This is a genomic window from Pseudomonas sp. p50(2008), from assembly GCF_015351605.1.
Taxonomy (GTDB): domain Bacteria; phylum Pseudomonadota; class Gammaproteobacteria; order Pseudomonadales; family Pseudomonadaceae; genus Aquipseudomonas.
Map to the genome: position 1 here is coordinate 153,165 of NZ_JACMYF010000003.1, position 11,556 is coordinate 164,720.

The window sequence follows — 11,556 nt, forward strand, 5'->3', positions numbered from 1 at the left end:
ATGGAAGAGATCCGGTTTATCTGATTGATCGCGGTGCGGCTATCGCGAGCAAGCTTTGCTTCCACAGAGGTTCAAGGCTCAGGTGTTCATCAGGATTTGCCCGGTGCTCACCACCGTCGCATATTCCCCATGCAGATTCCCCAGCGACATCGCGTGCACTTCTTCGGCTGAATGCACCGTGCCAAAATAATCAGCCTTGTCGAACGTAAAGCACGCATCCTCCGCCACCCATGCGTCAAACCCCAGGTTACCGGCCGTACGCGCCGTAGACTCCACCGAGTTATTCGTCGCCACGCCCACAATCACCAACTGTTCGATCCCCTCCTGGCGCAAACTCGCTTCCAGCCCCGTCGCGCAAAACGCGTCCGGCACCTGCTTTTGAATCAGCCGTTCGCCGGCTGCAGGTTCGAACCGTGCCTGAATCTCCACGCCCGATTGCTGCGGCCAGAAAACCGAATCCGGCGAGCGCGACAGGTGTTGCACGTGAACGACCGGGCGACCCGTGCGACGCCAATGGCCCAACAACGCAAGCATCCGTTCCTCGGCGTGAGGGTTGTTGCGAGGACCGAGTCGGGGCTCCAGGATGCCTTTTTGCTGATCGATGATGATGAGTGCTGCGTTCGTCTTAAGCTCCATGCCGACTTTTCTCACACTGGGTCATTGAATTTCACGCACTTGAGCATCACTTCCTCTTACAGGCAAGCCATCGAACGCAGACAGGACGACCTAATGCCAGCGGTTGCCGTTCGCCCCTAACGACGTCCCTTGATTTGGAGCACTCCATGATCGACCTGTATTACTGGACCACACCCAACGGCCACAAGATTTCGATTTTCCTGGAAGAAGCCGGCCTGCCGTACGACGTTTACCCGATCAACATCAGCCAGAACGATCAATTCAAACCCGAATTCCTGAAAATCTCCCCAAACAACAAGATCCCCGCGATCGTCGATCATGAGCCGACCGATGGCGGTGAGCCGTTGGCGCTGTTCGAGTCCGGTGCAATCCTGCTGTACCTGGCAGAGAAAACCGGCAAGTTCCTGCCCAAAGACTTGCGCGGCCGCCAGCAAGCGTTGCAATGGTTGTTCTGGCAGATGGGCGGTCTGGGACCGATGGCGGGACAAAACCATCACTTCAGCCAGTTCGCCCCGGAAAAAATCCCCTACGCGATCAAGCGCTATATCGACGAAACCGCGCGGTTGTATGGCGTACTCGACAAGCAGTTGGCCAACAACGCCTTTGTCGCCGGCGAGGAGTACAGCATTGCCGACATGGCGATCTATCCGTGGATCGTGTCCCACAAATGGCAGAGCCTGAACCTGGAGGACTTCCCGAACGTACTGCGCTGGTTCAACCACATTCAGGGGCGGCCAGCGACGGTGAAAGCCTATGCGTTGGTGGCCAAGGTCAATCCACCAAAATCCTGATGTAGACACATCAAGATCAAAAGATCGCAGCCTGCGGCAGCTCCTACAGTATCTCGATGGACATCTGTAGAAGTTGCCGCAAGCTGCGATCATTCACGTTTAGCGGACAAATCCTGAAATAACCTTTCACCCCGCTTGCGCGCCCACCTCCTGCTCACTAACGTAGCGACTTTATTGCGTTACCACCCCGCAGGAGCTTTGCCATGGCCTCGCCAGCCCTTACTCATTTTCTTCCCCGGTTCGGCGTTGCCGCAGCAGTGGCCGGTGTTCTGAGCCTGACCGGTTGTCAGACCTTCAACACGCAGGACACCCTCCCGCCCACCACTGGCGTGCAGCCGCTCAAGGGCCTGGCGCAAAACGTGTCGGTACGCCGCAATGCCATGGGCATGCCGTTGATCGAAAGCAACAGCTTCCACGACGCACTGTTCGCCCTCGGTTATGTGCATGCCAGCGACCGCATCACGCAAATGGTCACTCTGAGGCTGCTGGCGCAGGGCCGTCTGGCGGAAATGTCCGGTGCGGACTTGTTGGACGCCGACCGCTACATGCGTGCCGTCAACCTGAAGAAAAGCGCGGGCGAGTTGTACAAAGCGTCTTCACCGCGCCTCAAGCGCTTCTTTGAAGTTTACGCACGGGGCGTCAACGCCTACCTGTTCCGCTACCGCGACAAGCTGCCGGCGGACCTCGCCGCCACGGGCTACAAGCCTGAGTACTGGCAACCGGAAGATTCCGCGCTGATTTTCTGCCTGCTGAACTTCAGCCAATCGGCCAACCTGCCGGAGGAGATTTCCTCGCTGATGCTGGCCCAGACCGTCACCACCGACAAGCTGGCATGGCTGACGCCCTCTGCGCCCGACGAAAAGCTGCCGGTCGCCGAAGCCGAAAAGCTCCAGGGCATCAAGCTCAACGGGCAAATTCCGGGACTCGCCGACATCAGTAAAGCCACGGCGCAACTCTCGGACCTGAATTTGCTCGGCGCCACCTCATCGAACAACTGGGCAATAGCCCCGCAACGTAGCCGCAGCGGCAAGAGCCTTTTGGCGAGCGATAGCCATGGACCACTGGGCGTGCCGTCGTTGTTCAGTTACGTGCAGATTCGCGCCCCGAAATACCAGGCCTCTGGCGTGACCATCGCCGGGTTGCCGATGGTGCTTGGCGGTTTCAACGGCAAAGTGGCGTGGAGCATGACCACGGTCATGGGCGACAACCAGGACCTGTTCCTGGAAAAAATCAAACGCCAGGGCAACGGTCTCACCTACGAGGCTGGCGGCAAATGGCAGCCCGTGATCGTTCGCAACGAAACCTACTTCGTCAAAGGCCAGCGGCCTGTTCGCGAAGCGGTGTACGAAACCCGTCACGGCCCGCTGCTCAACAGTGCCCAAGGCACCACACTGGCCAACGGTTTCGGCCTGGCCTTACAGACGCCGAACTTCACCGACGATAAGAGCCTGGACGCGTTTTTCGACTTGTCCCGGGCGCAGAATGTCGAGAAAGCCTCGGACGCCAGTCGTGAAATCCGCGCCATTGCCCTGAACCTGGTCTTCGCCGACGCCAGTAACATCGGTTGGCAAGTCACCGGCCGTTATCCGAACCGCCGCGAAGGCGAAGGACTGCTGCCATCGCCAGGCTGGGAAGGTCGTTACGATTGGGACGGTTATGCCGACCCGATGCTCCACCCCTACGATCAGGATCCGGCCCAGGGTTGGCTCGGTACTGCAAACCAGCGCGTCATTCCCCATGGCTACGGGATGCAGTTGTCCAACTCCTGGTCGGCCCCTGAACGTGGCGAACGCATGGCTGAATTGGCCAACGCAGGCAAACACGACACGCGTAGCCTGATCGCCATGCAATACGACCAGACCACCACCTTCGCCGCCAAACTGAAGAAAATGTTTGCCGCGCCAGGCATGTCCCAGCCGCTCAAGCAGGCCATCGAAGCGTTGCCCGCAGCAGACAAAGATAAAGCCCGCGAGGCCTATACCCGCCTGATGGCATTTGACGGCAAGCTCAGCCCGACGTCCGCCGACGCGGCGATTTACGAGTTGTTCCTGCAGGAAAGCACGAAGCAGATTTTCCTCGACGAATTGGGCCCGGAAAGCAGCCCGGCATGGAAGGCGTTTATCGCCAACGGCAAGCGATCCTACGCGGCGCAGGCCGATCATCTGTTGGGACGCGAGGACAGTCCGTTCTGGGATGACGCCCGGACACCGCAGAAGGAAGACAAACCAGCAATCCTCGCCCGCAGCCTCGCCGCGGCCATCACGGCCGGCGACAGTCTGCTGGGCGCAGATCACAAGGCCTGGCAATGGGGCAAGTTGCACGGTTATGAATGGAAAAACGCCAGCGGCCAGACTGTCCGCGGTCCACTCGCCGCCGGCGGTGATCACACCACGCTGAACACCTCGGCGTTTGCGTGGGGCCAGGATTTCAACACCACGCTGGCACCGTCCATGCGCTTCATCGTCGATTTCGGCCAGGCTGAACCGCTGATGGGCCAGAACGGCACCGGGCAGTCCGGCAATCCGGCGAGCCCGAACTACCTCAACAGCATTGATCCGTGGCTCAAAGGGCAATACATGAGTTTGCCCCTGCAACCGCAGAACTTTGACAAGGTGTACGGGAAGACGCGGTTGACGCTGACGCCCGGAAAATAACGCAACCCCTTTAGGAGCGAGCCTGCTCGCGATAGCGGTCTATCAGCCACCGAATGAATGGCTGATGTACCGCTACCGCGAGCAGGCTCACTCCTACACAGGATTATTTTTGGCTAATAGCATTTTGATAGAACTTCCAGCCCCGCCCCATCCTCATAGCTAACAAGTCCCTCCATTTTGGTCACAGACATGGACCTTGTTATCGCCCGCCCCGAAGGCCTGTACTGCCCCGCCGGGGATTTCTACATTGACCCCTGGCGCCCCGTAGAACGATCAGTCATCACCCATGCCCACGGTGATCATGCCCGCACCGGCAATGAACATTACCTGGCCGCTGCACCTGGCGAAGGGATTTTGCGAGCGCGCCTGGGACAAGACATCAGTTTACAAACCCTGGCGTATGGCGAGCGCCTGTTGCACCACGGCGTCACCCTGAGTTTTCACCCCGCAGGCCATGTGCTCGGCTCGGCCCAGGTGCGTCTCGAGTACGGCGGCGAGGTGTGGGTCGCGTCGGGGGACTACAAAATCGAGCCCGATGGCACCTGTGCGCCTTTCGAACCGGTGCGCTGCCACACCTTCATCACCGAATCCACCTTCGGCCTGCCCATCTATCGCTGGCAACCTCAGGCTCAGGTGTTTGCCGAGATCAATCAGTGGTGGCAAGCCAATGCCGCCGAGGACAAGGCCAGCGTGCTGTTCTGCTACTCGTTCGGCAAGGCGCAACGGATTCTCCATGGCATCGACGCCAGCCTGGGTCCGATTCTGACCCATGGTGCGGTGGAACCCCTGAACCGCGTGTACCGCGAAAGTGGCGTGTACATTCCGCCGACACTTTATGCCGGGGACATCAAGAAAAGTGACCCGATCATGCGCAAGGCGCTGGTCATCGCGCCGCCGTCGGCCGGGGGCAGTACGTGGATGCGCCGCTTCGGTGACTACAGTGACGGCTTCGCCAGTGGCTGGATGCGCTTGCGCGGAACCCGACGGCGGCGCGGAGTTGATCGTGGTTTTGTGCTTTCCGATCACGCGGACTGGCCGGGGCTGCTGTGGGCCATCGAACAGACTGGCGCGCAACGGGTCATGGTCACCCATGGCTCGGTCGCCGTGCTGGTCCGCCATTTACGCGAACAGGGTCTCGACGCCCAGGGCTTCAGCACGGAATACGGCGACGATGAGGAAGAACTCAACGCCACCGAAACTGAGACCGAGACCGCAAGTGCCGAGGTGCTGCCATGAAAGCCTTTGCGCTGTTGTATGCCGAACTCGATGCCACGACGTCGAGCAACGCCAAACTGGCTGCGATGCAGCACTACTTTGCCCAGGCTGCACCGGAAGACGCCGCGTGGGCGGTTTACTTCCTGTCCGGTGGGCGACCTCGTCAATTGGTCCCTGTGCGAATCCTGCGCGAGTTGGCGGTCGCTTTCTCCGGGCTGTCGCCCTGGTTGTTCGAAGAGAGTTATCAGGCCGTTGGCGATATGGCGGAAACCATCTCACTGGTCTTGCCCGAAGCCGTTCATAGCTCCGATGACGGACTCGCGGTGTGGATCGAAAAAAAACTCCTGCCATTGCGCGGTGAGTCACCTGAAGTGCTCGCCGAACAACTGCCCACACTGTGGTCGAAGCTGGACCGGTCAAGCCTGATGCTGTGCATCAAACTGATCACGGGCAGTTTTCGTGTCGGCGTGTCCAAGCTGCTGGTCACCCGCGCCCTGGCATCAATGGCGCACTTGGACAGCAAGCGCGTTGCCCAGCGTCTTGTGGGTTACACAGACCTGTCCAACCGCCCCACCGCGGCCAGTTACCTGAAGCTGATTGCCCCTGAATCAACCGATGAACATGCACAACGTGGCGGTCAGCCGTATCCGTTTTTCCTCGCACATGCACTGTCGCAACCGGTCGAGCAATTCGAAGCATTGCTCGGCCCAGCCAGCCAATGGCAAGTGGAATGGAAATGGGATGGCATCCGCGCTCAGGTGGTCAAGCGTGAGGGCCGGCTGTGGATCTGGTCTCGCGGTGAAGAATTGGTCACCGAACGCTTTCCCGAACTCGACAGCCTGGTTCACGGCTTGCCCGACGGCACGGTGATCGACGGCGAAATCGTCGCCTGGAAAGCCGCGCCAGTCGACACTGAAGATGCATTTGACCCACAAGCGCCCACCTCCCCGTCGGTGCAACCTTTCGCTTTGTTGCAACAGCGCATCGGTCGTAAAACCCTGGGCAAGAAAATACTCGATGAGGTGCCTGTGGTCGTGCTCGCTTACGACCTGCTGGAATGGGCCGGCGAGGACTGGCGCAACCAACCGCAGGCCGCGCGTCGAGCCCGGTTGGATCAAGTGATTGCCGACTGCGATAGCCCGGTATTGCTCGCCTCGCCGGTGCTGACGGGCGACGACTGGTTCGACCTCGCCAGGCAACGGGAAGCTTCGCGCAGCCTGGGCGTCGAAGGCATGATGCTCAAAGCCCGGGATGCCCTGTACGGGGTTGGCCGCACCAAGGACATGGGGGTCTGGTGGAAGTGGAAAGTCGACCCATACAGCGTCGATGCGGTGCTGATTTACGCGCAACGCGGCCATGGCCGCCGGGCCAGTTTGTACAGTGATTACACCTTCGCCGTCTGGGACGGTCCCGCCGATGCGAGCGAGCGCACGCTGGTGCCCTTCGCCAAGGCGTACTCAGGCTTGACCGATGAAGAAATGCGTCAGGTCGACAGCATTGTGCGCAAGACCACCGTGGAGAAGTTCGGTCCGGTGAGCAGCGTAAAACCGAGCCTGGTGTTTGAGCTGGGATTCGAGGGGATTGCCCTGTCGAAGCGGCACAAGAGCGGGATTGCCGTGCGGTTTCCGAGAATGCTGCGCTGGCGCCGGGACAAGTCGGTAGATGAGGCTGACAATCTGGGTACCCTGCAAGATCTCTTGGGCTGAACGTCACCTGTTCAGATCAGCGAGCTTAACCTCCCTTCCCACAGATTTGCCTTCGCTGATCTGATTTGGTGCGGGTAATAACTCATGCCCATTTCCGTGCGCAAACGCCCTCCTGGCATCTCACTGAACGCCTTTTAAAACACTTGTTCGGCAGTGTGGTTCAGAAATTGCTACTTTCTTTAGGTCTTACGCTTTGCAGTAACAATTCATTTGCGCCACGAGCGCTCAAATTGGTTTTTAGGGATTGAATAATGAAAAAAGCATTAATGACCCTTTCTGCACTGGCATTGTGCATGGCGGCCGGTTCCGCCATGGCCAAGGAATACAAGGAGCTGCGTTTTGGCGTTGACCCTTCCTACGCACCGTTTGAGTCGAAAGCGGCCGACGGCAACCTGGTGGGCTTTGATATCGATCTGGGGAACGCGATCTGCGCCGAACTGAAGGTCAAGTGCAAATGGGTCGAAAGTGACTTCGACGGCATGATTCCGGGCCTGAAAGCCAACAAATTCGACGGTGTGATTTCTTCGATGACCGTTACCCCGGCTCGCGAAAAGGTCATCGACTTCTCCAGCGAACTGTTCTCCGGTCCGACCGCCTATGTATTCAAAAAGGGTTCTGGCATCACTGCAGACGTCGCTTCGCTGAAGGGGAAAACCGTCGGCTACGAGCAAGGCACTATCCAGGAAGCCTATGCCAAAGCCGTTCTGGACAAGGCTGGCGTGAAAACCCAGGCCTATCAGAATCAGGATCAGGTGTATTCCGACCTGACCTCCGGTCGTCTCGACGCCGGGATCCAGGACATGCTGCAGGCCGAATTGGGCTTCCTGAAGTCGCCTAAGGGCACCGATTACGAAATCAGCAAGCCGGTTGACAGCGAACTGCTGCCAGCCAAAACAGCTATCGGTATCTCGAAAGGTAACAAAGACCTGAAGGCACTTTTGGATAAAGGTATCAAAGCGTTACACGACGATGGCACCTATGCCACCATTCAGAAGAAACACTTTGGCGATCTGAATCTGTACAGCGGCAAATAATGCCCGGCGCCCATCTCGCGATGGGCGCTTTTTCTACCTGATCAGGTTGCTGATTTATGTTCGAAAACCTCTTACAAAACCTGGGGCTCTCCGCCTTCAGCCTCAAGGGCTTCGGTCCGTTGCTGTTGGAAGGCACCTGGATGACCATCAAATTGTCGGTGTTGTCGTTGCTGGTGGCCGTATTGCTCGGCCTGCTCGGCGCCAGTGCCAAGCTGTCGAAAGTCAAACTGGTGCGCGTCCCGGCCCAGCTCTACACCACGCTGATTCGCGGCGTGCCGGACCTGGTGCTGATGCTGTTGATCTTCTACAGCCTGCAAACCTGGTTGACGTCGTTTACCGATTTCATGGAATGGGAATACATCGAGATCAACCCGTTCAGTGCCGGGGTCATTACCCTGGGCTTCATTTATGGCGCGTACTTCACCGAAACCTTCCGAGGTGCGATTCTCGCGGTCCCGCGGGGCCAGATCGAAGCGGCGACCGCCTATGGCCTCAAGCGTGGCCAGCGTTTCTGGATCGTGGTGTTTCCGCAAATGATGCGTTTTGCGTTGCCGGGCATCGGCAACAACTGGATGGTGATGCTCAAGGCCACCGCGCTGGTGTCGATCATTGGTCTGGCTGATCTGGTCAAGGCTGCCCAGGACGCCGGTAAAAGCACCTACCAACTGTTTTACTTCCTGGTGCTCGCCGCGGTGATCTACCTGCTGATCACCAGTGCTTCCAACATCGTCCTGCGCTGGCTTGAACGTCGCTACGCCGCCGGTTCCCGGGAGGCCGTACGATGATCGAGCTCCTGCAGGAATACTGGAGACCGTTCCTTTACAGCGACGGCTACCACATCACTGGCCTGGCCATGACCCTGTGGCTGCTCAGCGCATCGATCTTCATCGGCTTTCTGGTATCGATTCCGCTGTCCATCGCCAGGGTCTCGCCCAACGCTTTCGTGCGCTGGCCGGTGCAGTTCTATACCTACCTGTTCCGCGGTACGCCGCTCTATATCCAGCTGCTGATCTGCTACACCGGCATTTACAGCCTGGCCGCAATCCGCGCCCAACCGGTACTGGATGCGTTCTTTCGCGATGCGATGAACTGCACGATCCTGGCCTTCGCCTTGAATACCTGCGCGTACACCACGGAGATTTTTGCCGGGGCGATTCGCAGCATGAACCACGGTGAAGTCGAAGCGGCCAAAGCCTACGGCCTGACCGGCTGGAAGCTGTATGCCTACGTGATCATGCCTTCGGCCCTGCGCCGTTCGTTGCCTTATTACAGCAACGAAGTGATCCTGATGCTGCACTCGACAACGGTGGCCTTCACCGCAACCATTCCGGATGTACTGAAAGTGGCTCGGGACGCCAACTCGGCGACCTTCCTGACCTTCCAGTCGTTTGGCATCGCTGCGCTGATCTACCTGACCGTAACCTTTGCGCTGGTCGGCCTGTTCCGTCTCGCTGAACGCCGCTGGCTGGCCTTCCTCGGGCCGACCCACTAGCTCGCCTGTTTCAGGACATAAAAGCAAATGCGCCACCAGATACATGACTTGCTGGCCCCACTGCCCGGGACCGCGCGACAGATTCACAGCTTCCATTTCGGTCCTTCATCGGCCAACGGCAAGGTCTACATCCAGTCGTCCCTGCATGCGGACGAAATGCCCGGCATGCTGGTGGCCTGGCATCTCAAGCAGCGTCTGGCGGAGCTGGAAGCCGCTGGCCGCCTGCGCAGTGAGATCGTATTGGTGCCCGTCGCCAATCCGGTGGGCCTCGAGCAGGTGCTGATGGACGTGCCGCTGGGTCGCTACGAGCTGGAAAGCGGTCAGAACTTCAACCGCTGGTTCGTCGATTTAAGCGAAGAAGTCGGCAATGAAATCGAAGGCCTGCTCGGCGATGATCCGCAGCACAACCTGGTAGTGATCCGCCGCAGCCTGCGCCAAGCGCTGGCGCGACAAAGTGCCGGCACTCAACTGCAATCCCAGCGCCTGACCCTGCAACGGCTGGCCTGCGATGCCGACATGGTGCTGGACCTGCATTGCGATTTCGAAGCGGTCGCGCACCTTTACACCACGCCGGAAGCCTGGCCTCAGGTCGAGCCACTGGCCCGATACATTGGCGCCGAAGCCAGCCTGTTGGCCACTGATTCAGGAGGCCAGTCGTTTGATGAGTGCTTCACCCTGCTCTGGTGGCAACTGAAGGAGCGGTTCGGTGAGCAGTTCGACATCCCCCTGGGCAGTTTCTCGGTCACTGTCGAGTTGCGCGGCCAGGGCGACGTCAATCACCCGCTGGCCAGCCTCGATTGTCAGGCAGTGCTTGATTACCTGATCCATTTCGGTGCCATCGCCGGTGAACCGGCACCACTGCCCGAATTGCCCTACCCCGCCACGCCACTGGCGGGCGTCGAACCGGTGGCCACTCCTGTGGGCGGGTTGCTGGTGTTCACCGCGCTGCCAGGGGAATACCTGGAAGCCGGGCAACTGATTGCCGAAATCATTGACCCGATCCTGGATCGCGTCACCCCCGTCCATTGCGCGACCGCCGGGTTGATGTACGCCCGCTCGCTGCGTCGCATGGCCACTGCGGGCATGGTGATTGCCCATGTCGCGGGCACTGAAGCCTATCGCAGCGGCTATCTACTTTCGCCTTGAGGATGCATGCCCCATGTACAAACTGACCATTGAAGGCCTGCATAAAAGCTATGGCGATCATGAAGTGCTCAAAGGTGTTTCGCTCAAGGCCAACACTGGCGACGTCATCAGCCTGATCGGCGCCAGCGGTTCGGGCAAAAGTACCTTCCTGCGTTGCATCAATTTTCTCGAGCAACCCAACGACGGCGCCATGACCCTGGACGGCCAGGCCATCCGCATGATCAAGGATCGCCACGGCATGCACGTCGCCGATGCCGATGAACTGCAGAAGATCCGCACCCGCCTCGCCATGGTGTTCCAGCATTTCAACCTGTGGAGCCACATGACGGTGCTTGAGAACATCAGCATGGCCCCGCGCCGTGTGCTGGGTTGCGACAAGAAGGAAGCGGAAGACCGTGCCCGACGTTACCTCGACAAGGTGGGCCTGGCGGCACGGGTGGCGGATCAATACCCGGCGTTCCTGTCCGGCGGGCAGCAACAACGGGTGGCCATTGCCCGTGCGCTGGCGATGGAACCGGAAGTCATGCTGTTTGACGAACCGACGTCGGCACTGGACCCTGAACTGGTAGGGGAAGTGCTGAAAGTGATCCAGGGCCTGGCGGAAGAAGGCCGGACCATGATCATGGTGACCCACGAAATGAGTTTTGCCCGCAAGGTGTCGAGCCAGGTGCTGTTTCTTCATCAAGGGCTGGTGGAAGAGGAAGGTGCGCCGGACGAAGTGCTGGGCAATCCGAAGAGCGAACGGCTGAAGCAATTTCTCAGCGGCAACCTCAAGTAGTTCGCGATCCCATCGTAGGAGCTGCCGCAGGCTCGGGCCGCGTTCGGACGATCTTTTGCTCTGTGTTTTTTGACAACGCAGAACATCAAGATCAAAAGATCGCA

10 protein-coding genes are annotated in these 11,556 nt (G+C 59.2%); 9 read left to right on the top strand and 1 reads right to left on the bottom strand.

Annotation, left to right across the window (positions count from 1 at the left end; translation table 11 throughout):
- Positions 1 to 78: 78 nt before the first annotated feature.
- Complete coding sequence (locus tag H7698_RS09165) at positions 79 to 636, bottom strand: cysteine hydrolase family protein (RefSeq protein WP_162439067.1); 558 nt, start codon at positions 634 to 636, stop codon at positions 79 to 81.
- A gap of 146 nt (positions 637 to 782) precedes the next feature.
- On the opposite strand from H7698_RS09165, the gene H7698_RS09170 reads away from it, so the two are divergent.
- The 9 genes from H7698_RS09170 (at position 783) to H7698_RS09210 (ending at position 11,452) form a co-directional block, all read left to right on the top strand.
- Positions 783 to 1,427 (top strand): glutathione binding-like protein, encoded by a 645-nt coding sequence (locus H7698_RS09170; protein ID WP_194691197.1) that lies wholly within the window; start codon positions 783 to 785, stop codon positions 1,425 to 1,427.
- 203 nt (positions 1,428 to 1,630) lie between these two features.
- Complete coding sequence (locus H7698_RS09175) at positions 1,631 to 4,081, top strand: penicillin acylase family protein (RefSeq protein WP_194691198.1); 2,451 nt, start codon at positions 1,631 to 1,633, stop codon at positions 4,079 to 4,081.
- 189 nt (positions 4,082 to 4,270) lie between these two features.
- Positions 4,271 to 5,317 carry a ligase-associated DNA damage response exonuclease gene (locus H7698_RS09180; protein ID WP_162439070.1) on the top strand — a complete coding sequence of 349 codons (1,047 nt, stop codon included), beginning with the start codon at positions 4,271 to 4,273 and terminating at the stop codon, positions 5,315 to 5,317.
- On the top strand, positions 5,314 to 7,002 hold the full coding sequence (locus H7698_RS09185; RefSeq protein ID WP_194691199.1) for an ATP-dependent DNA ligase: 1,689 nt from the start codon (positions 5,314 to 5,316) through the stop codon (positions 7,000 to 7,002). Before H7698_RS09180 ends, H7698_RS09185 begins: the two co-directional genes overlap by 4 nt.
- Before the next feature lie 251 nt (positions 7,003 to 7,253).
- Positions 7,254 to 8,036, top strand: coding sequence for a transporter substrate-binding domain-containing protein (locus tag H7698_RS09190; RefSeq protein ID WP_162439072.1), 783 nt, complete (start codon positions 7,254 to 7,256; stop codon positions 8,034 to 8,036).
- A 56-nt stretch (positions 8,037 to 8,092) separates the two neighbouring features.
- A complete protein-coding gene (locus H7698_RS09195) occupies positions 8,093 to 8,821 on the top strand; it encodes an ABC transporter permease (RefSeq protein WP_162439073.1) in 729 nt (242 codons plus the stop codon).
- Positions 8,818 to 9,528, top strand: coding sequence for an ABC transporter permease (locus H7698_RS09200; RefSeq protein WP_162439074.1), 711 nt, complete (start codon positions 8,818 to 8,820; stop codon positions 9,526 to 9,528). Before H7698_RS09195 ends, H7698_RS09200 begins: the two co-directional genes overlap by 4 nt.
- A gap of 27 nt (positions 9,529 to 9,555) precedes the next feature.
- Positions 9,556 to 10,674 (top strand): succinylglutamate desuccinylase/aspartoacylase family protein, encoded by a 1,119-nt coding sequence (locus tag H7698_RS09205; RefSeq protein WP_194691200.1) that lies wholly within the window; start codon positions 9,556 to 9,558, stop codon positions 10,672 to 10,674.
- Between the two features lie 13 nt (positions 10,675 to 10,687).
- Entirely contained in the window at positions 10,688 to 11,452 is a 765-nt protein-coding gene (locus H7698_RS09210) for an ABC transporter ATP-binding protein (RefSeq protein ID WP_162439076.1), read from the top strand.
- Positions 11,453 to 11,556 lie beyond the last annotated feature (104 nt).

Coding starts and splice junctions, on each gene's coding strand:
- H7698_RS09180 (WP_162439070.1), top strand. CDS start 4,271: ATGGACCTTGTTATCGCCCGCCCCGAAGGCCTGTACTGCCCCGCCGGG.
- H7698_RS09175 (WP_194691198.1), top strand. CDS start 1,631: ATGGCCTCGCCAGCCCTTACTCATTTTCTTCCCCGGTTCGGCGTTGCC.
- H7698_RS09165 (WP_162439067.1), bottom strand. CDS start 636: ATGGAGCTTAAGACGAACGCAGCACTCATCATCATCGATCAGCAAAAA.
- H7698_RS09200 (WP_162439074.1), top strand. CDS start 8,818: ATGATCGAGCTCCTGCAGGAATACTGGAGACCGTTCCTTTACAGCGAC.
- H7698_RS09205 (WP_194691200.1), top strand. CDS start 9,556: ATGCGCCACCAGATACATGACTTGCTGGCCCCACTGCCCGGGACCGCG.
- H7698_RS09185 (WP_194691199.1), top strand. CDS start 5,314: ATGAAAGCCTTTGCGCTGTTGTATGCCGAACTCGATGCCACGACGTCG.
- H7698_RS09210 (WP_162439076.1), top strand. CDS start 10,688: ATGTACAAACTGACCATTGAAGGCCTGCATAAAAGCTATGGCGATCAT.
- H7698_RS09170 (WP_194691197.1), top strand. CDS start 783: ATGATCGACCTGTATTACTGGACCACACCCAACGGCCACAAGATTTCG.
- H7698_RS09195 (WP_162439073.1), top strand. CDS start 8,093: ATGTTCGAAAACCTCTTACAAAACCTGGGGCTCTCCGCCTTCAGCCTC.
- H7698_RS09190 (WP_162439072.1), top strand. CDS start 7,254: ATGAAAAAAGCATTAATGACCCTTTCTGCACTGGCATTGTGCATGGCG.